Below are 23,342 nucleotides of genomic sequence, written 5' to 3'. Positions count from 1 at the left end.
CTGCTAACATTTTCAGGCTAGCTCAATCAGTTTCAATACTCGAAGGCATCACACGGCGAGATCCGTACCGCTCGATGTCGCCACCTCCCTGCAAGGCAATTACAGCCAGCTGCCGACGCTCCCGCCGGCGCCGGCACTACTTCTAGTGCTCCTTACGGGCTACCCGCCGATCCACTGGCCGACGCATGGCGGGCTTGGACCGGTGATTCTGCCCAACGTCGATCTGCGCATGACCCTGATCCCGAACTGGCAATCGGGAATCGCCTCCTACCGCTATCGCAGCGGCCACGGCGATTGGCAGGAGATCGAGGCCGCGCCGGTCAAGCTGGTGTCTCCAGCCATCGCATGAACGGATCTAGGCCGGGCCGGCAAGGCCCTATCGAGATCGTGCTGATCGTTTCAGACACGGCGAATAGTGGTCTTCGTGGAAGGCCCGAGCTCCCTGATCACGCTGCTGTTGCCAAGGAGACAAGGCGAGTCGACGGCGGTAGAAGAATTTGCCTCAGTTCTCGTCGAGGACGAGGTCCGTCAGTCTCGGCTCATACGCCACCAGATTTGCGGGGTTGCCTGCCAAGTGGCAGCATTACCGCAACCGCAAGAGGACGCAGATGTCATATCCAGACGTTGCCTGTCAATCGGCAGGTCGCTCATCCGTCTGGCTCGGAGCTGATCCGCTCGTACCACTTCGCATTCGCAAGCTCTGTCTATATTCGATAGCCTCAGCTACTTCGCGAAACTCCAACAATTGCCCGGTTAACTGACCGAGTTGGGTCTTCACCTCTGAGGGCGTCGCCCGAAAGAACTCTCGCCTTCGGTTCACCTCGTTCACGCGGCAGTCCGACAGCCGATCATGCATCAAAGTTTCGATTCCTATAGCATCATCAGAGAAGAAGAGTGCATGAACATCAAAATTGAACGGCACCGATGCGTCGCTTAGTTCCCGAATGCGCTCCATTGGATCGAGCCGTCTCGTCATTCCAATCTTTACCATCCTCTCGCCGAATGACCCAATGTTGGAGATCACGTATACATAGCCCGCGCGCGTATTGGCTGCGCGAGCTTCTACGCTCTCGATTGCCTTATTCACGTCGGCGATTTGCTCCCGAAGCCGCTCCATGCCGTGCTGGTCGCCATTTATGGTGACTGCTTCCAGCGCATTCTGGTAGTGCTGCTTCTCCTTAGCCAGTTTTGCGCGCTCGCGCTCGATCTCTTGCTGAGCTCTCCGCTCATCTCGCATCCGCTCGCGTTCCTGCCGTTCATCCTCTTTTTCTTCAGCTTGCTTCTGGAGAAAATCGGCAGTGAGTTCGAGTTCGTCGATTCGCAGTTGAACGTACGCGGGCGAGATGCTCACCTGCAACGTGCCACCCAGCTTTCTCACGGTCTCCTCCACCTTCTTCAACCGCTCGATTGCACTTTGCAGCTTGTATGGTTTCAGGCCCCGCACAAGGTTGTCAGCTTCGGCGTTGAAGGCGCGCAACATGAGCTTGGAAACTTCTCGCGTCATCTTGCGGCCTTCAGCTTCGGAGCCGCCGACCGTCCAGCTAGTGGCAGCGAGTACCGCGCTGCCATCCTTTTTTGCCGTTGCCTTGGTGGCATCTTGGAGCCGATCCAACGCTTTCTTGTAAGCCAGCGTATCTGTGAGAGGGTGCCGATAATCATAGATTCCAATTTCTTGAAGCAGGGCAGTCTCCCTCGTTTCGACGATAGTTTGGCGAGCTTCTTCGACCTCTTTCCGCAAGGCGGCTTGTTCAGCAGCAATGTCTGCGCGAGTCTGTGCAAGCTGTTTGTTCAGTGCATCCACCTGCACCTGTAATTCCCGTCGCCGCGCGTCGATGTCGAGGAGCGGAGCGGCTCCGATTGACTCAAGCTGCCGCCTCCCGAGATCGCGTTCCGCTCGAACTTGCTCTATCTGGGTCCTCAGTTGTTCGACAGTCGCGCCGAGGTCAGCGTTTTTCGACAGAATTTCCTCCCGCTCCCGCTCGGCTGATAGAAGGTGTGAGTTGAGCTGATCCACCTCCGCCAGCAGTTTGCGGGCAAAGGCGCGAGCACCGAACATTGGCACGGTCCGGATTGGCTTGTACGCAACTTCCTGCATCGAAATACCCAAAGAATCAAAACCTGGCCGCACCAATGCGACCTCAGGTTGATCGATAATTCCAGAGCAACATTCCGCTTTCAAGCAGAGTTGTGTGTTTGCGACTTGCTACCTTGGGCGTAGCGGAGAAGCCGCCTGAGAGGCCCGAAACGCTCCCACGTGCTGATCATTTTGCCGACTCTTAGCTGGCGCAGATCGGGGTGGCGTACTGTGAAAGTAGAAACCAAGCAGTGGTGGAAAGGAGGGCCGCCGAGCACATCCTATGTGTGCGCTGCGAACATCTCGCGGCCCTACAGCCGCCCGTAATTCTACGGGCGTTGCACATCGGGGATGTTTGGCATCTACTTCAAATTGAATTTGACGCGCTCTTATTTCCAGACGAGGCCCCATGAACGTCAAAGCCATGATGGCGACGATCCTGCAGAACCAAATGGCGTTACGCGGCGTGAATTCACTAAAGCCAGCTGACTACGAAGAGATCGTGGACCTGCTGATCGAGCAGCTCAGAGTATTGGAGCTTAGCTTGGCCGCGCGAGAAACAGCGAATAAGCAAAAGCCATAGAAGCAGCTGCGACGCTGAACGCCGACTAACGGGGGGGCTTGCTCAATAATGCAAGACCACCGATTTCTAGGGTTCGATCAAGCCCGGAGCTTGCCGGAATTGGTTCGCGGGTTGTTAAACGGCGATCGGCAAGCTTGCGACCACTCAGTGGATCGCTGCCTTATCTGTGAATCGGCGCAGGGGTCAGGCTGTTGCCAGTATCGGCGGCAACGCTCTGAGGGCAATTGAGAAACGCCAGTTGAGATGGGGTCACCATCGCCGCCGACTGGGACGCCATCCCGGCGCAGATTCCTTATTCGCCACAAGGAATTGCTGGCGTTAGAGCATCCGCCGATCATGTTGCAGCGTATCCGGCAGCAATGAAGTAGTTGCAGCATTCGGTAGGCGTGAAGCGGTCGATACTGCTTCCGATAGTGCTCCAGAGACCGTCGAGGGTGCGTTGTGCTGCTTTACGCAGGAGTGCCTTGAGCTTGGCGAAGGCGTTCTCGATCGGATTGAAGTCGGGGCTGTAGGGTGGCAAGTACAACAAGCTTGCGCCTGCAGCTTCGATCATCTGGCGGACCTTTGGTCCCTTGTGGCTGGACAGGTTGTCCATGACGACGATGGCGCCCGGGCTGAGCTCGGGGATCAGAACCTTCTCGACGTAGACTTCGAAGGCGTCGCGGTTGATCGGCCCATCGAGAACCCAGGGAGCGATGATGCCGGCTGAGGTGATCCCAGCGACAAAGGTCGTCGTCTTCCAATGGCCATGAGGAATGCCGACCTTCAAACGCTCACTGCGCGGACAGCGGCCATAGCGACGAGCCATGTTGGTCGAAGCCCAAGTCTCATCGATGAAGACAAGGCGTCCCGGATCAAGCGCGGGCTGGCCGTCGACCCAGTCCTGCCGCCGTTTTACGACGTCCGGCCGGTCCTGCTCGCTGGCGTGCGCGGTCTTTTTTTACGCGTGATGCCGTGCCGGACCAGGAACCGGCGGATCGTGCCTTCGCCGAACACCCGCCCTTTTTGGGCCAGGCTCCGGCGCAACTCCTCGATCGTGGCATCCGGCGTTTCCTTCAGCATCGCAAGGATCGTCTCCTTATGCGCCTCGATGCGGCCGGACCGACGGTCTCCGCCAAGGGCCTTCGGGCGCGCGTCGCCCTGTTGACGTTCCCGTGTTCGCCACCGGCTCACACTTGCCCGCACTCACCCCAAACCGCTCGCCTGCCTCTCGGTGCGATGCGCCCGCCGTCACGGCGGCCAGAACTCGAACGCGAAGATCCAGCGAAAGAGCCTTTGACATGCCTGCCGGCCTCCGCCTCCGGCAGACAGTTTGAATCAGCTCGCGGCTGATTTGGGAATCTGGAGGGTTCTGTGAGGTCGCGCTCACGCGAGGGCGCGGCAGGCGCCTATGACGCGACCTCATTGAAGCGGGATTGAACGAAGGTGCGGGAGGCTGGGCACGGTGGTGAGGCTATGGGGGTTGTTCGAGATCGCAAGTAGCTATCGGCAGACTGTGTATCTGAAGCGGCGACGTTTTGGTTGCGCGTCGGCGGCAATTTGAGGCCGGGAGCGTTTTGCAGGCGGTCGCGATCGATGGCCCACTGCATTGAATGGTTGTCGTCGCGCGGTGTGGTCGCACGGATTCGACAGCGTCCGCGATGATCGAGACGCTGGGAGCGAAATGACGAATGACGATCTTCGTGCGCGGCATGAGTTGGCTCACGATGTGTCGCATCGGAACGGTGGGGTTGGAGGGCTGGAGCGGCTGCAGCTGTATCGAAAGCGCTCGATGATGCGCATGACGCCACCACAATCAGGACAGGCGGGAACCTTGGCCGACGTCAGAGCGTCCGAATCCACAGGCGACGGCTCGCCATCGTTTGGCGCTGTCCGCTCACGATCGAGAAGTTTGCGGCAAAGGGCGAGTTTGGCAGCGCGATGGCCGTTGGCCATGAAGCCGAAATGGCGGATGCGATGGAAGCCATCGGGCAGCGTGTGAAGAAGGAAGCGGCGGATGAACTCGTCGGGCTTGAGCTTCATGATCTTTGTCGCGCCGTTCTGGCGGTAGTCCTTCCAGGTAAAGGCGACGTGATCCTCGTCGAGGGCGATCGGAGCTGGCAGTGTGAAGACGACGTGGAAATAGGGAACCGGCAGCAGGTCGGCTTCTCGCGCGGCGAGCCACGCGGCCCGGGCTGGCCCCTGACACTTCGGACAGTGCCGGTTGCGGCAGCTAATGGGCGTCGCCCATTACCTGTCTTATGGGCAAAGCCGGGAATGGGGAGCTGGCGGCAATTTGATCGCGCTCCTGCACCAATCACCGCCAACCCCGCTCTCCATTACGAGGTACGCCTGAGGAGTTCGATCAGCTGGTCGGTGGGCTGGAAGACGCCGCGCCGCAGGTGGGGCGGCACGATCGCCTCCATCGCATCGAGCTTCTCGGTCGGATCGCCGCGCGTGTAGACCTCGGTGGTCGTCAGCGTAGCGTGGCCCAGCCACAGCGACACCTTCCGGATGTCCCCGGTCGCTTGCAGAACGACCATCGCGCAGGTGTGCCTGAGCACGTGGGGCGAGACGCGTTTCCTGGCGAGACCGGGCTGCTTGCGAGCCGCAGTCGCGACGTGCTGCCTGAGCAGATAGGCAAAGCCCCATCGGCTCAGCGGCTCACCGCGGGCGTTGACGAACACCTCGGGTGTCGCGACCTGCCCGCGGATGGCCAGCCAGGCACGCAGTGCAGCGGCCGCCGGCTTCCACAACGGCAGCGTCCGCTCCCGGCGTCCCTTGCCGAGCACGCGGATGCTCATCGAAGGCAGGTCGATGTCACCGACCTTGAGGCCCGTCAGCTCGGAGACGCGCAGCCCTGCGCAGACGGCCACGTGCAGCATTGCGCGATCGCGGATGCCATCGCGTGTCGCCGGATCGGGAGCGTCGAGCACGGCTTGGAGCTCTTCGCGCAGAAGGTAGGGCACCAGGCGCGTGTCAGTTTTCTTGAACGGGATCGCCAGTACACGGCGGATCTGCTCGAGCGCTGCCGGCTGCCGGTACTCGAGGAAGCGAAAGAACGACTTGATCGCCGCCAGGCGAACGTTGCGCGTTACGGCCGCGTTTTTGCGCTCGTCCTCAAGATGCTCGAGGAAGGCGCTGACGAGCCCGGCATCGATCTGCTCGAGCATCAGCGCCGATGGTTTGACCTTGAGCCGGTCGGCGGCGAACACGAACAGCAGCTGGAAGCTCGAGGCATAGGAGTCCCTCGTGTGCCGGCTGGCGCCCCGCTGGCAAGCGAGTGTGTCGCGCAGGAACGTCTCGATGAGGGGAGCGATCGGCGTCATGATGACCTCCCTTCGGACATAAACGCTTCGCCGGCCGTGGCGACATCGCGCAAGAGGTCGGGCGTGGCCTCGAGGTACCAGTAGGTCGCGTAGATGTTGATGTGACCCATGTAGGTCGCGAGTGCCGCCATGTGTGCCCCGCACCGGCCTCGGCCGGTAGGGCTGCCTTGCAGCGCGCGCACCGCAAACGTGTGCCGCAGATCGTGCAGGCGAGGACGGCGAGCCGACGTCGATCTGATGACAGCCTTGTCGACCAGCCTGTCGAAGGTCTCCTTGACGGCAATGTAGCGTAGCGGCCGATTGCGCTTGTCGATGAACACCGGATCATTGTCTGAGCCGCGCCCGCGACGTGCCAGGTATCGCTGCAAGCCGGCGGCCGCCGTGTCGTGCAGCGGCACCAGTCGCGTCTTGCGGAACTTGGTCTCGCGGATCAGCAGACCGTCGCGGGTCACGTCCGCGATCGTCAGCTTCAGGGCTTCGGAGATCCTGAGCCCGGTGGATGAGAGCAGCGCGATCAAGGTCGCTTGCGTGTGCGGGCGCAAGCCGCGCATTGGCCGAAGCCGCAGCGCAGCTTCGACCAGCCGACTGATCTCGTCGGTCGTGTAGATGTGCGGCGTGCGACGCTTCTTACGGGCGCCGAAGTGATTTGCCGGCGGCAGCTCGTGCCCGACGTCCTCCACCCGGACATGGCGTACGAAGCGACAGACGGCTCTTAGCCGTGCATCGCGTTGCGCGACGGATGGTCCGAGCGCGGCCCAGTCGATCGCTGTTTTTGTCTTGACGTACGTTTGTCCGCGCTCGGCCGCGAAGGCGGCAAAGCTCTTCAGCAGGTACTCCGCGGTCGACATCGCGAAGCCCGTGGTGCGGCGGAGCGCGAGATAGGTCTCGATGGCGTCGAGCATCAGAGCGCCTCCGGCCAGGGCTGAGCAACCTGCTTCAGCAGCGCGACGTCGGCCTTTGCGTAATAGGCCGTCGTGTCGATGCCGCGATGCCGAAGGACGAGGCCGATCTTGTCGAGCGGCACGCCGTGGCGCAGCATCTCGGTCGCCGCGGTGTGCCGCAGAGCGTGGGCCCCTTTGACCGGCGGCACGATGTCGGCCCGCTTCATGATGCGCTTCACCACCGACGAGATGCCGTCGCCTCGTCGGAATGGCCGGCACGGCGCGATCGTGCGCAGGAACAAGACATCGTTCCGGCGGGTAGACGGCCGGCATTCGAGGTAGGCGGCGATCGCATCCCCGACGTCTTGCGGTAGCGGCAGCCGGACCTCGTAGCGCGACTTGCCGCAGACCCGCAGCGATCCCGTTTGCCACTCGATATCGGTGAGACGCAGTTGCGCCACGTCACCGGCCCGCAGGCCGAGGCGCACCAACAAAAGTACGATCGCACGATCACGCCGGCGCGCACCGGCATCGCCGTCACAGGCAGCGATCAGCCGGTCGACCTGCTCGGTCGATAGATACCGGGGCATGTCGGCAAGCTGCCAATGAGCGTAGGCCGGAACGGCGCCGTCGAGACCTGCCTGACAACGGCCTGCGACTTCGAGATACCGCAGGAAAGCCCGCAGGCTCGTCGTCATCTTCTCGATCGTGCCACTCCCGCTATTGCTCGCCCGCTCCAGGAAGTAACTGCGGACATCGTTCGGCCTCCAGCCGGCCGGGTCAGATCGAAGCTCCATCATCAGGCCCGCGGCGTCGCGGGCGTAGAGCCTGACGGTGGCATCGGATGCGCTGCGATGCTTGCGCAGCCACGTCTTGAAGTCCGCGACCAGCAGCTGCGGCTCGGCGGGTGCTGCGCCCACGGCCGCGGACCGGCAAAGGCCGAGCTCGACGAGGTGCCGACGAAAGAGCCTGGCACCGTAGATGGTGTGGTGGTTGCGCCGGCCGCCTTTGGCGCGTGGACACCGGCAAGTGCGCAGGTGCTCGCCGAACGCGGCGAGATCAACGTCCGTCAGGCCCGCGCCTTGCTCGGCCATGACATGGCCGATGTGAGCCGCCGCTCGCAAATAGCGTACCGCTGTCTCGGGGCCATAGCCCTGCTGCTCCAGCGCCGCTGCAAACCCGTCAAGGTAAGGCCCGCTCGGCCCACTGCGCAGATGCCCCAGCATCTTCGCTGCCGAGAAGTACGTCTCCAACATGTCCGTCTCCGTATGTGACCGGCCATCAGTGGCCGACCCAACGGGACCGCACGGGCGACTTGTAATGGAGAGCTCGAGAGCGGCAATACACAGGAAAATACGGTGATCGCGATTGCCAGCTCCCCATTACCGGCTTTGCCCATAAGGCAAGAATTATAGGCGACGCGTGTCGTGCCGCAGTCGTCGCAAGCCTCCATGTGGCCACCGAGCGCATCGGTCCGGCACGCCACGATCGCGCTCATCACGCGCCGCTCGACCCGACCGAGATGACCGGCATGTACACGGCGATAGGTGTCGCCATGCCGGCGCAGAATATCGGCAATCTCGATGGCGGGCCTGTTGGAGCGGCTATCGGGGCGGATCATCACCCGCATCCCGCCGCGGATCATCTAGGTGGCGTCACCTCCAGCGACAGGCGATCGAGCGGGCTCTGTGTCGCCCGGATCGTATCGGTGGCGACCTGCGTGTAGCGCGCTGTCGACGACAAATTATTGTGCCCGAGCAAGACCTGAATGATCCGGATATCGGTTCCGTTCTCGAGAAGATGCGTCGCGAAGCTGTGGCGCAGCGTGTGCAGCGTGACGCGCTTAGTCAGGCCCGCAGCCTTCACCGCCGACCGACAGGCGGCGTGCAACACGGTCTGATCGATCGGATGATCTTGGTCACGACCGGGGAACAGATAAAGCCGCGGCCGGGCAAGCCGCCAGTAGGTGCGCAGGATGCCCAGCAGCTGGGGCGACAGCATCACGTTGCGATCCTTCGCCCCCTTGCCGTGGCGCACCTGGATGACGCCGCGGGCGCTGTCGATGTCTTCGATCCGCAGTCCCGCGACTTCGGAGGCCCTGAGTCCGGCCGCATAGGCCGTGGTGAGCGCGGCGCGGCTCTTCAGGCTGGACACGGCCTCGAGGAACTGAACCACTTCGTCGGCGCTGAGCACGACCGGCAGCTTGCGCGGTTCTCGCGCATAGGGAATGCGCTCCGGGATCAGCGCCTCGCCGAGCGTGACGCCGTAGAAAAACCGTAGCGCACAGACGATCTGGTTCAGCGCCGGCCATGAGATGCCGGTCGAGACCAGATGCACCTGGAAGGCGCGGACGTCTTCCAGCTCTAACCGGTCGGGCGATCGGCCAAAATAGCGGCTGAACTTCGAAACCGCGCTGATGTAGGATCGTTGCGTCGCTGGCGACAGATTGCGGACGGTCATGTCTTCGATCATGCGGCGGCGAAGAGGGCTCAAATCGGCCATCTCGATACTCCTGTCTGAGGGGGGTGGCTCCAACACCCACATCCTCTCAGCCAGGAGGCGATCTACGCCACCTTGCCCCTCACGCCGCGGCAGCGGCTTCGTTGTGTGCCGGGCATGTTCAGTAGCTCGGAGGTGAAAGTCCTCCACCAACCTGATGGAGGTGAAGGGTAGTGATGCGCAAGGGCTGTCGCCGCGAGGCGGAGTCTGAAGGAAGCGCGAAACAAAGGCGCGAGCCGATGAACAAAAACCGGATACGAGGCGCAAGCGTCGGACGAGCGGGCAACGAATCGCGAAGTCCATATCCATCAACGACGCGAAGCGTAGATCCGGCGGTTGTGCGCCGAAGGCGACTGAGCTTACCCCGGGAGATCTGCCGCGTGTCGCCTCTGGCGACTGAGGTGGCCGAAAGACCATCTGACCGCGAGGCAGAAGTCAGCAGAGGGCATATCAGGTCAAGCAGTCGGCAAGGCTATTGAGGCACTCCAAGGCCGAAAGGCGGAGCAACGGATAGGCTGAGCCGGAAACGATGGCCGAAGGCCCGAACGATTGAGAGTGGCAAATAGGATTGGCAACTCATGAGTGGAAAGCGGCAGAAGACCCAGTACGAGCTGGCCTTGGCAACCGAGGACAGGGGTGAAACCCGTGGCCGCGGATGCGAAGGGACCGAACCACTCGTGGCGAAGCCAAACCCCGAAAGCCCGGCTTTTGCGAAACCATTGATGGAGGAGGTGTGCGCCCGAGGAAATCTCGAAATAGCGTGGAAACGTGTGCAAGGAAACAAGGGCGGCCCCGGCGTTGATGGGATGACCATCGAAGACGCCAAAGGCTACCTGCGTCAGCACTGGCCAAACATTCGATCCCAGCTGCTCGAGGGGACCTACCAGCCGCAACCGGTCAAGAGGGTCGAAATACCCAAGCCGGACGGCGGGGTCAGAAAGCTCGGCGTGCCATGCGTCGTCGACAGACTGATCCAGCAAGCCTTGCTGCAAGTTCTCCAAGAGCGATGGGACCCGACGTTCTCTGAGTACAGTTACGGCTTCCGACCGGAACGCTCCGCTCATCAAGCGGTGGCCCAGGCGCAGCATTACATCGCCGAGGGCTACAACATCGTGGTTGATCTCGATCTCGAAAAGTTTTTCGACCGTGTCAATCATGACAGCGTGATGGGGCGCGTCGCCAAACGGGTGACCGACAAACGCGTGCTCAAACTCATCCGGGCCTTTCTCAAGGCCGGGGTGATGGAGGATGGTTTGGTCCGACCGGTGGAGGAAGGGACCCCGCAAGGGGGCCCGCTCTCGCCCCTCTTAAGCAACCTCGTGCTCGACGACCTCGACAAGGAGATGGCCCGACGCGGTCTCCGTTTCTGCGTAAGCGCGAATTTCCCCGCACCTTTTGCTGTTGAGTACTCTGATGCATGAGGTGTCCACCAAAATAGGTGGACACCTTGTGATGTCAGACGATGATCAGAAACTGCGGGTAAGGCTTGTTGGTCGGAACGGTCGACGCCGTTACGACGCCGCATCGAAGGACCGCCTTGTCGCGGCCTGCCTTGCGCCTGGCGTGTCGGTATCGAGACTTGCGCTCGAACATGGGGTCAATGCGAACCTTCTTCGGAAATGGGTAAAGAAGCGCACGGAGACGCTGTCTGTCCGGCCGTCCTCACCAGCGGCGTTCATCCCGGTTCAGATTGAAGGGACTGCTGATCGGGCACTGTCGGGACAGAGCCGCATGGATGCGGTGGATTTGCCGGCGACTTGTGATGGGGTGCGTGGATCGGCACCGGAAAGGGCTGCGACGTTTTCCTCTCCAGCCAAGGTGAGCGCGTCACTGTCGAACGGCGTGAAGCTGACGCTGGAATGCGGTGATGTGAATGTATTGACGGCGATCATCGGAGCACTGGGACATGTTCAGACTGGGCGCTGACCTGAAAGTCTATCTGCACCGTGAGTCGATCGACTTCCGGGCCGGCATCAACAGCCTTGCGGTTCTGGTCCAGGAAACGATGGCGCTCGATCCGTTTGCTCCGGCGGTTTTTGCGTTCTGCAATCGCCGTCGCGACCGGATGAAGCTCCTGTTCTTCGATCGGTCCGGCTTTGTGCTGATCCTGAAACGGCTGACCGAGGACAAGTTCCGGTGGCCGGGCCGCGAGGCAGCGGTGATCACGCTTACGACCGAGCAATTGCACTGGATCCTCGACGGGATCGATATCGATGCGATGGTCCGCCATCCGGTGCGGCAATATCAGGTTGCTGGTTGAGGGCCTCGAATTGAGCGGTTGACGCGGCGGCATGCTTTCGATTCAAGAATCTGATGAATCGACCCGGCGAACCGGCTGTTGAAGAGTTGATGGCGCGCATTGCTGCGCTGCAGGCAGAGAACCGTCAACTCACCGAACGCGTCGTCAGACTCGAGGAAGAGCTGGCGCTTGCACGACTGCATCGTTTTGCGCCGCGCAGTGAAAAGCACATTGACCGCCTCTTCAATGAAGCCGAACAGGCTGCGGATGAGGACCCCGCCGACAACGAAGATGACGATGTCGTTGCTCTGCCGGACACGGGCTTGCCGGCGACCGAGGGGGCGACGGGAAGGAAGCGCGGCCGCAAGGCCTTGCCAGAGAACCTGCCGCGCGAACGCGTCGAGTATGACCTTCCCGACGACCAGAAGGCTTGTCCTTGCTGCCGTCACCAGATGCATCGCATGGGCGAGACCGTTAGCGAGCAACTTCATATCGAGGTGAAGGCGAAGGTTTTGCAGAATGTGCGGTTCAAATATGCTTGCCGCCATTGTGACCGTACCGACATCAACACGCCGGTCGTGACCGCGCCGATGCCTGCACAACCCTTGCCGGGCAGCATTGCTACGGCCTCGACGCTGGCCTTCGCACTCGTCCATAAATATGTCGATGGCACGCCGCTCTATCGTCTGGCGAAGGCCTTCGAGCGCGCTGGTGTTCCCGTCAGCCGCGGCGCTCTGGGCCACTGGGTGATCGGTTCGAGCGAGAAGCACCTCGTTCGTATCTACGACGCGCTAAAGCTACGGTTGCGGTCGCAGACCGTCATCCATGGCGACGAGACCACCGTTCAGGTGCTGAAAGAAGCGGGCAAGGACCCCACCAGCACCTCGTATATGTGGGCTTATCGCAGCGGCGAGGATAGCGAGCAGCCGATCGTGCTGTTCGATTATCAGCCTGGTCGCGGACAGGAACACCCGCAGGCCTTCCTTGGCGACTATCGTGGCATCCTGATGAGCGATGGCTACGCGGCCTGGCGCACATTGAAAGGCGCCACGCACGTCGGATGCATGGCCCACGCCAGACGGAAGTTTGTCGACGCCCTCAAGGCCAGGAAGAAACCGGGTGGGCCACCGGCCCAAGCCCTCAAGTTCTTCGACCAGCTCTACCGGATTGAAAGACAGGTGCGGGACGAAAAGCCCGGCGACGGCGAAACGCAGGTCGATTACATACGCCGCTTGCGCCAGAAACACAGCCTCCCGGTCCTGGACGCCCTCAAGGCGTGGCTCGATGCAATCGCTCCCAAGGTTGTGCCCGACACCAAGCTTGAGGATGCGGTCTCCTATACGCTCAACCAATGGGAATATCTGACGCGCTACGCCAAGGACGGCAGCATGCCGATCGACAACAACCTTCTGGAACGCGATATCAGGATTTTTGCCTGCGGCAGGAAAAACTGGCTCTTCAGCGCTACCGTGGAGGGAGCCAGGGCCAGTGCCGTCATCTATAGTCTGATGCTGACCTGTCGGGCCTGTCGCATCGAGCCCTTCGCATGGCTGAAGCACGTCCTCGCCCAGTTGCCGACACGCCCCGATGAAGCCGATGTCCAGGATCTTCTGCCCTTCAACTTCAAAAAGTTGCCAGCCTGAGCCGCCACCACCACTGCCGCCGCCGCATTACGCCGCTCTACGACGTGCATCGAAATCCGCGCTTACGTTTCTGCCGTTACGCCGATGACTGCAACATCTATGTTCGCAGCTACCGCGCCGGTGAACGGGTCATGACTTCAGTGAGCCGGTTCCTGACCCACAAGCTGCGGCTGAGGGTCAACGAGGCGAAAAGCGCGGTGGCACGCCCGGAGGAGCGCAAGTTCCTGGGATTCAGCGTCTCGAACGACGGAGGCGAGAGGCGCATCGCGCCAAAGGCCCTCGATGTGTTCAAGGCGCGGATTCGGGACATGACCCGCCGGACGCGCGGGGTCAGTCTGTCGCGGTTGGTCGAAGATCTAAAGCCATACCTCATCGGCTGGCGCGGATACTTCGGCTTCTGCCAGACCCCCGTGGTGCTCACGAACCTGGAAGCATGGATCCGCCGAAGATTACGCATGTATCTTTGGCGGCAGTGGCGGAACGGGCACAATCGCTTTAAGGAACTGCGCCGTCGTGGCGTCTCAAAGATCCAAGCAGCGACTACCGCCAGTTCAGCATCGACGGGGCCCTGGCGCATGTCAGGACATCCGGTGATCCAGAAAGCCCTGCGCAACCACGCGTTCGATCAACTCGGGCTTCCCCGACTCTACGTGCCCGCCGAAGCATAACTCGGTCGAACCGCCATGGTACGGACCCGTATGCCTGGTGGTGTGGGAGGGGCGGTGTCGTGAGGCACCCCCCTATCCCGATCAATCCCTTTCGATTCACTCAGCTCGGCGAATGCTCTAGTTCAAGGGCCTCAGGTCGGCGCCGATTCACACTTCGCAGGCATTCCGTCGATCCTGACTTCTCCAAGTCAGGATCGACGAGGCGATTGATGGTCTTCAATAGCGTGGTCTTGCCAGATCCCGAGCCACCTACGCGCGCGACCAGTGAACCTTGCTGCACGTCGAGCGATACGTTGGAAGCGGCAACACTCCGCCCTTCATAAGGATTTTGACACAGCATCGATCTCGATGTACGGCACGGAAACAGATGGATTCGAAATCGGCAAAGCTGCCATGAGCAAGGCGACTATCGACCTGACAGAAGTAGCTATGCGGGGAGTCAGGCCATGATCCACTTAGGTGCACAGTTCCCTGGGTCACACCCACGGCTATCATCGGAAAACGAACCCGTCACGGCTCCAACGCGACCTGCAAGCCCTCGTTGCCTTCAACATGAACATAACGGGGCCCGATCGGCCGCCCCCTGCCGCTGGCGACGGTGACAATGTCTTCCAGGGGGCTCGCACGCGCATCCTCCTCAGGGCGGGACAAGATCAGATCGGCGTGAAATAGCCCTTCCGATTCAAGACCGGTAGCATCGACGCCAAGCGCCGCTAAGGTGGCCAAACAACTTTCAAACTCTTCAGCATCGCGAAAGCGACGCTGAATAAATGTCGCGCCGGTAAGACGTTCTGTCACAAGGCCACGCTTCGCGAACGTCGCAGCCAAGGAGTCAAACGGGAACATCCGTAGCACGAAGGAGATGATCCATGGACGCTTCTCCGTCGCATCGAGAAGTTTACTGAACGTCTTCTCGGTAACGTAGCCGATACAACCCGTCGACATGATAACATCAGTGGAGCGGATAATACGCGCGCTGTCCTCCGATAGCGTCTCCTTTTCAAGATCAGCGACAATGCCCTGCTCAAGGAGACCAACAGCCGTTGCATAGCTGATCGCCGGTGCCGATACATCGAGACCGATAAATCGCGCCAGACCGACATCAGGCCAGGCTGCATAAAAATTGCGATCGAGCCGCACCAGTGTATCAGAAATAGTCGCCCTCATCTCGCGCCGGGCGTAGCGATGACGCAAGCCCCCGAAGGTCAGTGGAAATCGATGCACCGCTGCGTTGATGCCGTATGAACAGCCAACATCAAGCACGACCGGCTTAAGGCCGGTTGCCGAAACTTTCGCTGCCAGAATCTGGCGCACAACCGGCTCAGCCACGTCCGGGATCATATAATCCAAGTCTCCCAGGACAGAGAAATATGCTCTCGGATCCTCCAAAGCATAAATATCATCGAAGATAGCTTTAGACTGATTGATACGCGAAAAATCTGTTCGCAACTCAATGTTCCCCATTTCGTTTTGCAGGACACTCGAATGCTGCCTTCAGGCACTTGATGCCTTATCGCAGAGATCGGCCGACGCATAAACCCCATCGCGCGCTTTTTTCAGTCTCGCTTCGTGAAGCAGAGGGCCCGCCTCTTATTGCAGAGCACGTATGAGAAGATAAAGTCGCTACAAAAGCGGCCACGAGATTCTCCGGCATTTAAGTTGTGACGTTGAGGCTTCTTGAGTGCCGAATGGCAGCGATCGCAATGACCACACGTTGATGGCACGACTATGAGTGGAGCGAGCATAGAGCTATGCGCTGCATCGCTCGATCCTGCCGATCATCATCGGCTCCATCGTTGGACGCGACAATGCTGAGATAATCCTGATAGGAAGCCGCCCAGCTCGACGCCGCGCTGATCGTGCTGCTTGCGAGTCCGAGCCCGCCCGTCGATAACAGCGACTCGCCGCCGCCGGCAGACTATCGACCTCGCGCACCATGACCTCACGGACGCGCCGCCGCTCGAACGGGTCACACCATAGTCGCGCAGGATATGCTGGCCACGCCGAGCACTCTTCTCGGGCAGGATTGATCGTTTTGAGCGTGAGCACGGTTACGGCAGAGCGATCGCGATTTACAGGATCGCGGTTCGAATTGCGTATTGCTATCTGTGGCCTAGGATCGAGCTGTTCAAGGAATTCTGCCAAGAGTTTACCCGGGAGGTGAATCGGCTGAGGATCGAGCGCGGAGCCTTATCGAGGCGCAAAAGCGCGAACTCGAGCGGACTGAGCGCGAGTTGGATAATGAACCGCGCCGGGTTTGCCGGAGGCTCCAACTCCTGAAAGGATGGAGCCATGACAAGCAAGACGACGAACAAGTTTTCACCCGAGGTCCGGGGCCCGCGCGGTTCGGATGGTTCTGGATCACGCCAGCGAGCACCCCTCACGCTGGGCGGCGGTGACCTCGATTGCGGCCAAGATCGGCTGCACGCCGCAGGCGCGGCATGACTGGGTCAAGAAAACCGAGATCGATACCGGGCAGCGGGCCGGTCTTCCGACCGACATGGCCGAGAAGCTGAAGGCGCTGGAACGGGAGAACCGCAGCAAGCCAAACCCTCGCGCCTCGGAGGAGGAGGCAGATGCCGAGTCACACGGAAGTAAGATAGCCGCCGGCTCCCGATCGAGACTTCGAACACGCGGAAAACGAGATCCTCGATGCAGGTCTCACCGTTGATCCGCGTGCAAATCGACTCCTCCAGCTCGGCGCGCCGCAGCCGAAGGCGGGTCGCATCGGTATCGTTCTGAGGCGCGCAATCTGCACCTCCAGCGCGCAATAATTCTCGTACAGCTCCAGAATGACGGTGCTCATGGCTCACCTCCGCTCAAAGGGGCGGAACGGCCGCTCCGTCAGCTTGTCGTCAGGTGCACGCGTCATGCTCGGCTGACTGATGCTCGTGGAAGAGGCGGCCCAGATCGGCGTGTGGGTTGCCCGCGCACTGGCACGAGCTTCGGTGGCACGCGGTGCATGCTCCACGCCGACGCACCGCGTGCCGATTTTCCGCTGTCAGGGCACGGCTTCCCGAATTGCAGGACGGTCGCGCCGCTGACGCTGTAGTGCGACCGCCGCTTGAGGAATCCATGCAATGCGGCGTTGAGCCAGACTTTCTTCGTCGTCCGGAAGACAATCGACGGCTCGATCGATTCGCGTGGCCCAAAGGCCGTGGTTCGATATTCTGCAGATCTCCCCGTTTCGATCGCCCACAGCATGGACACAAGCAATCTGGATCTGCTGTGCGGCATCCACGGCGGCGAATTCACTGTCCGTTGGCGGCCGCACCTTCGGTCTGCGCTTTGGCTTGGGCGATTGACCGGCGCTGTCATTGGAGAGCGGGCGAATCTCGATGAGCGCGCGCCCAAACGAAGGCGAGAGCCTTGCGACGGGCAACTCCATGCCGTCCCAGTCGATGCCCAACCGCTGTTGAGATCGAGCCTCGTCGTTGCGCCAGCAAGGCTTTTGTCTGCACGCTCCCCCGACCATCGCGCATATGGGCGATCTCGACGAGATGATCGTCCGGGACTCTCGACAGCGGGGACTTTGACGACCATTTCGTTGGTGCCGCTCATCGCGATGGATCCCCTTCGTCGCGCAGTGCATCGCCGATGGCGCTGCCATCCGCATCGTCTTCAGCACCGCCAGCCATCGGAAACTCTCCAGCCAACATCTTATCCTTGCTGAGCAGGCCGGCGTCCTCGAGTGCTTCCATATCCGGAAGATCGCGCAACGTCTCCAGGCCGAACTGCACCAAAAACCCCTTGGTGGTCACATAGGTGTAAGGCGCGCCGGGTTGCGGGCTCCGCGGGCCGCTCGCGATGAAGTCTAATCCGCGCAGACGGGCGATGGTATCGCGGCTGACCTCCTTGCCGAAGAAGGCGGACAGCTCGCTGCGGGTGATCGGCTGGTAATAGGCGATGCAGGCGAGGATCAGCGTCTCGGACTGCGACAGCGCCTTGCCATCGCTCGCGCCGCCGATCGCCGCGCGGATCGCATCGCCAAAGTTTTTCCGGGTGCGGTGCTGCCAGCCGCCGGCCACTGAGACGAGCTCGTAGGGCCGGCCGCGCAGCTCGGCGCGGATGTCGTCGATGATCAGATCGAGGCTGCAGTCGCGGCCGACGACGCGCGCCAGGGTCTCGCGGGTCACCGGCGCGGGTGCGGCGAAGATCACGGCCTCGACCCGGCCCATCCATTCGCGCCAGCGCAGCTCCGGCGGCAGCTCGGCGAGCTCCGTGTCGAGATCCGCTTTGGCTCGCGCGCGCCGCCCCATCTCAGAGCCCGTACAATCGGAAGGTCGGCCGTCCCGTGAGCTCGCGCACCGCACCAAGCGACACCAGCCGCTCGAACAGCCGCCGCGTCGAGCGGTCGCTCGCGGACTGGCCGGCGCCGGCGGCTTGCGCGTCCTCCATCAGCAGGATCCCCACCATCCTGTCGGCGTCGCGGCCGCGCAGTTTTGGCGCCGCCGCCAGCAGCCGGTTGGCCCGGCGCACGAGGTCGGCGTAGAGCTCCGATGCGGCCGCGGCGGCGCGCGCATAGGCCAGGGCGCAGGCCGAAAGCCAGGCGTCGTCAACGCCGCCCGCCTTGCCGGCGGCACGCAGATCGGCGCGGCGGACCTGGCTCGCGATCAGCGGCACGGCGATCGGCCAGTTCAGGCGGTGAGCGAGCACGACGTCGGCCAGCCACAGGGCCAGCGGCTCGCTTGCCGGCACGAGGCGCAGGCTCAGCGCCGCGATTTCGGCGGCGGCCGCGACGGCGCTGCCCTGTCCGGCCGCGAGTTGTGTCGCGGCTGTGACGACATCCGTGAGCGCAGCGTCGACGCGCAGCTCGAACCGAACGGACAGCGTCATCAGCCAGTCGTCCGGCGCCATGGCGGCGCGCGCGCCGAGCTGGCGCCAGGCCGCGAGGATGCGCCCGCCCGGGCCGGGATCATCGGTCGTGCGGCGCAGATACCAGGCGTCGCGCAGGGAAGCCTCGTCCTCGCGGCGCCCACTGTTCCGGGCGAGCACAGCGGCGCTGGCGAGCGCTAATCGATATCGCCAGAGCTGGCCGAGCGGGTGTTCGCTGCGCGCGATGGGGTGGAGTGCGGCGAGCGCGCCACCGGCCAAAAACATCGCATCATCAGCGGCTTGTGCGGACGCGACCTGGCGCGCCCAGCTCGGTGCGGGCGGGACGGTCGGCGGGGCTTCCGGGAGAGTTCGCGCGCGCGGGGGCATGGCGAAGCTTATGCCGATTGCGGCGCTTATGGCATCAAAAATCGCCAAAACCGCCGCACCTGTCGGGGGATAACAACGCGTGATAATGTTGCCTTATCAGTCGTTTTGCCCTTTATAGAGAGGATGCCCGTTGTCGCTGGCGTTTCACCGCCGGACAGCCCCGTTTTGGCATCAAATCGACGAAAATTCGCAGTCATTGAGCGGACCGCCTTTGCGCTTAATCCCCGGACAGCGGCCTCCAGGATGGCCTCTCTCGTCGCGCAGAATGCGGAAATTCACGCCAATCGGGCGCGCGGACGACATCTCGCGCGTCCTTGTGCGGCCAGATGAATCTCAAGGGCTTGGGCGGAAATCTCGCGCACCATTATGAGATTCCCGGAGCGCCATTGTGGACTGGCTGAATCGGAATTCGTGAGACTGCGTGCCAAAGCACGTAGTCTCAGCATTACTGAATCGCCTGGCCGGCGGTCGCGGCGGCCGGGCTCCGGTGCGAATTTTGGGTGCTGCGGCACGCCGGACCAGGTGAGCCGCGGCGGCCCCCATCTCACGGTCCAGGCGCAGTTCGGCGCCGAAAACATCGTCCAGGGCAAGCAGGGTGAAAAAGCGCCAGCGCACCGGCAGCTGTCCGAGCGGCGCTTCGGCGCCGACGGCATGCCTGGCTTCGTGGGACAGCGCCAGCCGGGTTCATTGATCCAGAGCGCCAGCACGGGTCGCGCCGCTGCAGCATGGTCAAGCGGCGCCCAGAGGGTCGCAAGCGCCTTTTCAAGCTGCTGCTCTTCGGGAGCTTGTTTGACGGTCACTGAGATCCGCTGCTGGACCGCAAGCGCCCTTCCCAACAAGGCACGGTCCTGCGGGCGGCCGCCCTCCCCTCCCCTATCGATCAGAATCAGGCCGCAAGAGCTGCAGACGGGGCGCGCGCCCCCGTCAAGCAAGCGGAAAGCCACGGAAAGACGCCGGTGGCACGACACGCAGCGATCGTAAAGCAGCCGGTCGTGGATCGGGCAGATGCAGCGCTCGGCAAGCATCCAGCCGGCTCGTAGATAGGCATCGCGACCTGCGTCACGATCGGCTGCGAAGCAGGCGAAACAGACCGGGCATGACCCGGTCATTGCCGATGGCGCCCATTCCGGTCCCCGGCGCGCGTACCATGACCGGGGACGCCGCGGATAACGCCTGCTCAAGGACAGGCGCTCCAGTCGCTCGGGGTCGACACCGCAAGCCTGCGCCCACACCCTCGTCTGCCCCGCCAGCGGCGCCCTGTCGTCGATCGGCTGGAACGAGGACAGGCCATTGCCGCCGGCGGCGAAATGGCCTGCCAGTTCGCGCGCCGTCAGGCCATAGCGGCATGCCACCCGTGCCAGCCACGACGACAGCAATTCGTCGCGATAGGGCCGTGGCGCCACAGGCAGACGCCCTTGCATCATTCCCCCGCCATCTGGGTCATCCCCGGAGCCGCCCGTCCGCGCACAGATCGGGTCATCGACACAAGCGGCAGGACGAGATCGTCGCCGAAGCTCATCCGATCGAGCCGTTCCCGTCCCGACCGGATCGCCTCCTCGGCGGCCGTTTCGATCAGCCGGAAAGTCCGGGCCGTGACGCCGCTGGTGAGCATGTGGACCCGCCCACGGACGACGTCGCTTTCGAGATCGGACGCGGCACGCAGCGGCAGGATGCCAGCCAGGCTCTTCAAGAGCCGCGCAAAGGCGTGATTGTTCTTCCAGGGCTTGAGATGAAATGCCTCGAAGCGCTCGGCGAGCTGCGCGTCGGTGAGCAGGGCCTGGCGCGCCAGGTCGGTGCCGGCGCAGACAAGCGGCACTCTCAGGTCATTTGCGAGAAACCGCAGCGCATTCAGAAATATCCTCTGCTGCCGATAGGTGCCGGCCAGCATGCCATTGACCTCGTCGAGCACGATCATCCTGGCGCCGACGGTGCGCAGCAGCGAGCGGCAGATGTCTTTCTCGCGGGCAAGCGTGCCGCCGACCAGGGCGGGAGCCTGCAGGCTGGTCAGCAGTTCGCGATAGAGGTCGCGCTCGATCGGCTCCGAGGGCACTTGCGCCACGACAACGGGCCTGTTGGTCACGCCGGTCGATTGGCAGAATGTGGCCGGGTGCGCACGCTCGAACTTGCGCACGATCTTGGTCTTGCCCATGCCGGTGTCGCCATAGATCAGCAGGCAGGGCATGCGGTCGCGCGGCGGATAGGCCAGCAAGGCATTCAGACGGACAAGTGCTGCTTCTGCCTGGTCGAAGCCGATCCAGCGGTCGGCCTTGATCCAGGCAATGCGCTCGTCGTCGGGCAGCGCCGCATAGCGGCGGTAGCGCTCGTCGAGGTGCTCGTATGTCCCCTCGCCTCTCACGACCACTCCTCGACGGAGAAAACGGGCACCTTGCTCCAATCGATCGGCCGGTCGTCCTCAATCTGCGGAGGCTCGGCCGGCGCCGACGACTTGTTTGGCGCGGCAGCGCCGAGCGCCCGGTCGCGCTTCTCCGCCAACTGGCGCGCTGCCTTGGTGCGCCTCGTGGCCTCATCGACCAGTGCGCGCTGGGCCTCGATGGTCTCGAAGATCAGTTGCTCGTCGACCAGCGTCAGACCACGCTCCCGCAGGGCGGTCCGGGCGCGGCGGTGCTCACCGAGCGTGATTGGCGGGCGACGTAGATCAGCAAAACGGATGGGCCAGCGCGTCCCGTCTGGAGCGCGCACGAAAACCCTCGAAAGATCGCGTGGATCGTAGGAAACGCGCAGCGGCCGGTCGAGCCGGCCGGCCCAGATGCTGAGCACGTCATCCCAGTAGCGCAAACCGAACAGATGAATGCCGTCACGCCGCACCAGTCGGTCGAGGCTGGGCAGGAAATCGATCATGAAGCCGGCGAGGTCATGGGGCTGGCGCACAGGCCTGACACGGCGGGCCGCGGCCTCGTGCCAGCCCGCCAGCGGCGGAATCCCCAGCGCGCCATGGCGATCGGCGTGGTAGCGCACGATCTCGAGCGCCAGCCACCGCTCCAGCTCGTCGAGTGTCATCGTCGCATTGGCGGCTGAATCATAGCCGCCGCGCTCGTCGATATCGCTGAATGTCGTGCCCGGCAGAAGGTGAACCGCGCCCATCATGGTGCCGATCAGCCGTTCGATATGGCCGCCATAGTGGGGCGTGGCGACCGGGCGGTGGATGAGCTTAATGCCATATTCCTCAGCGCCACGCTGCAAGGCGCGCGACCGGAACTCCTTGGCGTTGTCAACATGGATCGAATTGGGGAAGCCGGAGGTTGGCCACTCCCCATCGATCCCCAGCCCGGCAAGCCATGCCCCTTTCGGCTGCACGAGGTGTTGGATGACGAGTGCAACCGAAACCACCGACGGCGCCTCGAGCGTCAGATAAAAGCCCGCGACCATACGGCTCGCGACATCGATGGCGAGCGTCAGCCACGGCCTCTGGAGTGGTCGTCGATACTGGCGATCGACGACAATCACATCGACCAGCGTGTGGTCGATCTGGACAACGTCGAAGGCGTGCTCGGCGGCATATTGTCCGGGAACGCACCGAAAGCGGTCGCGTGCTGCCTTCGGGCCTTCCCGTGCCACAGAGAGCTCGGCGGGATCCATCGCAGCGATCCGCGTCTTCACGGCATACCAGGACGGTGCTCGCAGGCCGCGCGAGCGGCAGAGCCTGCGGATCTCCTTGTGCAGCCGATTGATGCTCGGCTTCTGGCGCGTCTTGTAAAACTCCCGCAACGCTTCGGCGATCACCGCTTCGGTCTCGTCCGGCAATCGGCGGCTGCCTCGTCGCGTGCCCGCCGGACGCGGCAACAGCGAACTCGTGACCGGATGCTCCCGGTACGCCCTGATCAGCTCATAAAGGCGGGTTCGCCTAAGGCCGAGTTCACGGCAAGCCCGGAAGAAGTCTGACCGGCCAGGGCAGTCGAGCGCCACCAGCCGCCGGATCACGATCTCCCTTGCAACCGCCTCATTCCAGGCAGGATCATCGACCGTGTCCCTGTCGGGCCTATGAACCACAGCGCCTCGCTGAAAGTTCGTCCGCTCAATGGTTACGAATATTCCGGTGATTCGGCTAGAATCCGCCCTTGAACTCCGAAGATGATTCGCGCCAGATCAATGATTTACCGTCCGCCAATGAATCGCGAGCGACACCCGTTTTCAGCGCCCAGACGATCGAAAATCGCCCGCAATCGGGCTCCCGGCCGCCTCTTGGCTGGGCTTCCGAAATTGCCGGTAACGTTGTGCAGGTGTCGG

The 23,342-nt window shown here is 62.5% G+C and carries 20 protein-coding genes and 5 pseudogenes; 8 read left to right on the top strand and 17 right to left on the bottom strand.

Translation table 11 applies throughout. The features are described from left to right. The first annotated feature begins 25 nt into the window (after positions 1–25). On the top strand, positions 26–349 hold the full coding sequence (locus tag NLM33_RS48855; protein WP_256570640.1) for a DUF1842 domain-containing protein: 324 nt from the start codon (positions 26–28) through the stop codon (positions 347–349). A gap of 282 nt (positions 350–631) precedes the next feature. On the opposite strand, the gene NLM33_RS48850 is transcribed toward NLM33_RS48855, so the two are convergent. Continuing rightward, positions 632–2,095, bottom strand: coding sequence for a DUF4041 domain-containing protein (locus tag NLM33_RS48850; protein ID WP_254106645.1), 1,464 nt, complete (start codon positions 2,093–2,095; stop codon positions 632–634). A 388-nt stretch (positions 2,096–2,483) separates the two neighbouring features. On the opposite strand from NLM33_RS48850, the gene NLM33_RS48845 reads away from it, so the two are divergent. Beyond that, a complete protein-coding gene (locus tag NLM33_RS48845; RefSeq protein WP_254106644.1) occupies positions 2,484–2,657 on the top strand; it encodes a hypothetical protein in 174 nt (57 codons plus the stop codon). Positions 2,658–2,991: 334 nt separating this feature from the next. On the opposite strand, the pseudogene NLM33_RS48840 reads toward NLM33_RS48845, so the two are convergent. The 8 genes and pseudogenes from NLM33_RS48840 to NLM33_RS48810 form a co-directional block, all read right to left on the bottom strand. After that, positions 2,992–3,939: pseudogene (locus NLM33_RS48840) on the bottom strand (IS630 family transposase). A 419-nt stretch (positions 3,940–4,358) separates the two neighbouring features. Beyond that, positions 4,359–4,736: pseudogene (locus tag NLM33_RS48835) on the bottom strand (transposase); the annotation flags it as partial. An 18-nt stretch (positions 4,737–4,754) separates the two neighbouring features. After that, positions 4,755–4,871, bottom strand: a pseudogene (locus NLM33_RS50200) (transposase zinc-binding domain-containing protein); the annotation flags it as partial. Positions 4,872–4,975: 104 nt separating this feature from the next. After that, positions 4,976–5,965 carry a tyrosine-type recombinase/integrase gene (locus NLM33_RS48830; protein ID WP_254106643.1) on the bottom strand — a complete coding sequence of 330 codons (990 nt, stop codon included), beginning with the start codon at positions 5,963–5,965 and terminating at the stop codon, positions 4,976–4,978. Beyond that, positions 5,962–6,867, bottom strand: coding sequence for a tyrosine-type recombinase/integrase (locus NLM33_RS48825; protein WP_254106642.1), 906 nt, complete (start codon positions 6,865–6,867; stop codon positions 5,962–5,964). The genes NLM33_RS48830 and NLM33_RS48825 overlap by 4 nt, the downstream gene beginning before the upstream one ends. Then, entirely contained in the window at positions 6,867–8,102 is a 1,236-nt protein-coding gene (locus tag NLM33_RS48820) for a tyrosine-type recombinase/integrase (RefSeq protein WP_254106641.1), read from the bottom strand. The genes NLM33_RS48825 and NLM33_RS48820 overlap by 1 nt, the downstream gene beginning before the upstream one ends. A 146-nt stretch (positions 8,103–8,248) precedes the next feature. Next, positions 8,249–8,467, bottom strand: a pseudogene (locus NLM33_RS48815) (transposase zinc-binding domain-containing protein); the annotation flags it as partial. Between the two features lie 20 nt (positions 8,468–8,487). Then, positions 8,488–9,348 carry a tyrosine-type recombinase/integrase gene (locus tag NLM33_RS48810; RefSeq protein WP_254106640.1) on the bottom strand — a complete coding sequence of 287 codons (861 nt, stop codon included), beginning with the start codon at positions 9,346–9,348 and terminating at the stop codon, positions 8,488–8,490. Positions 9,349–9,923: 575 nt separating this feature from the next. On the opposite strand from NLM33_RS48810, the gene NLM33_RS48805 reads away from it, so the two are divergent. The 5 genes from NLM33_RS48805 to NLM33_RS48785 are packed head-to-tail and all read left to right on the top strand — an operon-like array spanning position 9,924 to position 13,895. Next, positions 9,924–10,766, top strand: a complete 843-nt coding sequence (locus NLM33_RS48805; RefSeq protein WP_371930206.1) for a reverse transcriptase domain-containing protein — start codon at positions 9,924–9,926, stop codon at positions 10,764–10,766. Between the two features lie 31 nt (positions 10,767–10,797). After that, positions 10,798–11,271 carry a transposase gene (locus NLM33_RS48800; RefSeq protein WP_254106365.1) on the top strand — a complete coding sequence of 158 codons (474 nt, stop codon included), beginning with the start codon at positions 10,798–10,800 and terminating at the stop codon, positions 11,269–11,271. Next, entirely contained in the window at positions 11,252–11,605 is a 354-nt protein-coding gene (gene tnpB, locus NLM33_RS48795) for an IS66 family insertion sequence element accessory protein TnpB (protein ID WP_254106366.1), read from the top strand. Before NLM33_RS48800 ends, tnpB begins: the two co-directional genes overlap by 20 nt. Before the next feature lie 53 nt (positions 11,606–11,658). Continuing rightward, positions 11,659–13,227, top strand: coding sequence for an IS66 family transposase (locus tag NLM33_RS48790; RefSeq protein WP_254106368.1), 1,569 nt, complete (start codon positions 11,659–11,661; stop codon positions 13,225–13,227). 44 nt (positions 13,228–13,271) lie between these two features. Beyond that, a complete protein-coding gene (locus NLM33_RS48785; RefSeq protein ID WP_254106639.1) occupies positions 13,272–13,895 on the top strand; it encodes a group II intron maturase-specific domain-containing protein in 624 nt (207 codons plus the stop codon). A gap of 100 nt (positions 13,896–13,995) precedes the next feature. On the opposite strand, the gene NLM33_RS48780 is transcribed toward NLM33_RS48785, so the two are convergent. Together NLM33_RS48780 and NLM33_RS48775 are read right to left on the bottom strand one after the other, a co-directional pair. Further along, on the bottom strand, positions 13,996–14,235 hold the full coding sequence (locus NLM33_RS48780; RefSeq protein WP_254106638.1) for an ATP-binding cassette domain-containing protein: 240 nt from the start codon (positions 14,233–14,235) through the stop codon (positions 13,996–13,998). A 170-nt stretch (positions 14,236–14,405) separates the two neighbouring features. Beyond that, on the bottom strand, positions 14,406–15,359 hold the full coding sequence (locus NLM33_RS48775) for a class I SAM-dependent methyltransferase (RefSeq protein WP_254106637.1): 954 nt from the start codon (positions 15,357–15,359) through the stop codon (positions 14,406–14,408). 828 nt (positions 15,360–16,187) lie between these two features. On the opposite strand from NLM33_RS48775, the pseudogene NLM33_RS48770 reads away from it, so the two are divergent. Then, positions 16,188–16,434 (top strand): annotated as a pseudogene (locus NLM33_RS48770) (transposase); the annotation flags it as partial. Between the two features lie 462 nt (positions 16,435–16,896). Here NLM33_RS48770 and NLM33_RS48765 read toward each other — a convergent pair. From NLM33_RS48765 to NLM33_RS48745, 6 genes are all read right to left on the bottom strand, one after another. After that, a complete protein-coding gene (locus tag NLM33_RS48765; RefSeq protein WP_254106636.1) occupies positions 16,897–17,304 on the bottom strand; it encodes a hypothetical protein in 408 nt (135 codons plus the stop codon). Positions 17,305–17,452: 148 nt separating this feature from the next. Beyond that, positions 17,453–18,154 carry an SMC-Scp complex subunit ScpB gene (locus tag NLM33_RS48760; RefSeq protein WP_254106635.1) on the bottom strand — a complete coding sequence of 234 codons (702 nt, stop codon included), beginning with the start codon at positions 18,152–18,154 and terminating at the stop codon, positions 17,453–17,455. A 1-nt stretch (position 18,155) separates the two neighbouring features. Beyond that, a complete protein-coding gene (locus NLM33_RS48755; protein ID WP_254106748.1) occupies positions 18,156–19,097 on the bottom strand; it encodes a DUF1403 family protein in 942 nt (313 codons plus the stop codon). Between the two features lie 275 nt (positions 19,098–19,372). After that, positions 19,373–20,518: a TniQ family protein gene (locus NLM33_RS50195; protein WP_371930201.1), complete on the bottom strand. Its 1,146-nt coding sequence runs from the start codon at positions 20,516–20,518 to the stop codon at positions 19,373–19,375. After that, the gene (locus tag NLM33_RS48750; RefSeq protein WP_254106543.1) at positions 20,518–21,453 is read right to left on the bottom strand and encodes a TniB family NTP-binding protein; all 936 of its coding nucleotides are present in this window, start codon (positions 21,451–21,453) and stop codon (positions 20,518–20,520) included. The genes NLM33_RS50195 and NLM33_RS48750 overlap by 1 nt, the downstream gene beginning before the upstream one ends. After that, positions 21,450–23,105, bottom strand: a complete 1,656-nt coding sequence (locus NLM33_RS48745) for a Mu transposase C-terminal domain-containing protein (protein WP_254106538.1) — start codon at positions 23,103–23,105, stop codon at positions 21,450–21,452. Before NLM33_RS48745 ends, NLM33_RS48750 begins: the two co-directional genes overlap by 4 nt. Positions 23,106–23,342: the final 237 nt, after the last annotated feature.

The organism is Bradyrhizobium sp. CCGUVB1N3 (genome assembly GCF_024199925.1).
Taxonomy (GTDB): Bacteria; Pseudomonadota; Alphaproteobacteria; order Rhizobiales; family Xanthobacteraceae; genus Bradyrhizobium.
This window is presented reverse-complemented; position numbering and strand designations above follow the sequence as displayed.

What these genes read in the sequence shown, in the direction of transcription:
- NLM33_RS48760 (WP_254106635.1), bottom strand. Translation starts at nt 18,154, where the DNA reads ATGGGGCGGCGCGCGCGAGCCAAAGCGGATCTCGACACGGAGCTCGCC.
- NLM33_RS48805 (WP_371930206.1), top strand. Translation starts at nt 9,924, where the DNA reads ATGAGTGGAAAGCGGCAGAAGACCCAGTACGAGCTGGCCTTGGCAACC.
- NLM33_RS48775 (WP_254106637.1), bottom strand. Translation starts at nt 15,359, where the DNA reads ATGGGGAACATTGAGTTGCGAACAGATTTTTCGCGTATCAATCAGTCT.
- NLM33_RS48825 (WP_254106642.1), bottom strand. Translation starts at nt 6,867, where the DNA reads ATGCTCGACGCCATCGAGACCTATCTCGCGCTCCGCCGCACCACGGGC.
- NLM33_RS48850 (WP_254106645.1), bottom strand. Translation starts at nt 2,095, where the DNA reads ATGCAGGAAGTTGCGTACAAGCCAATCCGGACCGTGCCAATGTTCGGT.
- NLM33_RS48800 (WP_254106365.1), top strand. Translation starts at nt 10,798, where the DNA reads ATGTCAGACGATGATCAGAAACTGCGGGTAAGGCTTGTTGGTCGGAAC.
- NLM33_RS48755 (WP_254106748.1), bottom strand. Translation starts at nt 19,097, where the DNA reads ATGCCCCCGCGCGCGCGAACTCTCCCGGAAGCCCCGCCGACCGTCCCG.
- NLM33_RS48845 (WP_254106644.1), top strand. Translation starts at nt 2,484, where the DNA reads ATGAACGTCAAAGCCATGATGGCGACGATCCTGCAGAACCAAATGGCG.
- NLM33_RS48790 (WP_254106368.1), top strand. Translation starts at nt 11,659, where the DNA reads ATGAATCGACCCGGCGAACCGGCTGTTGAAGAGTTGATGGCGCGCATT.
- tnpB (WP_254106366.1), top strand. Translation starts at nt 11,252, where the DNA reads ATGTTCAGACTGGGCGCTGACCTGAAAGTCTATCTGCACCGTGAGTCG.
- NLM33_RS48810 (WP_254106640.1), bottom strand. Translation starts at nt 9,348, where the DNA reads ATGGCCGATTTGAGCCCTCTTCGCCGCCGCATGATCGAAGACATGACC.
- NLM33_RS48780 (WP_254106638.1), bottom strand. Translation starts at nt 14,235, where the DNA reads ATGCTGTGTCAAAATCCTTATGAAGGGCGGAGTGTTGCCGCTTCCAAC.
- NLM33_RS50195 (WP_371930201.1), bottom strand. Translation starts at nt 20,518, where the DNA reads ATGCAAGGGCGTCTGCCTGTGGCGCCACGGCCCTATCGCGACGAATTG.
- NLM33_RS48830 (WP_254106643.1), bottom strand. Translation starts at nt 5,965, where the DNA reads ATGACGCCGATCGCTCCCCTCATCGAGACGTTCCTGCGCGACACACTC.
- NLM33_RS48820 (WP_254106641.1), bottom strand. Translation starts at nt 8,102, where the DNA reads ATGTTGGAGACGTACTTCTCGGCAGCGAAGATGCTGGGGCATCTGCGC.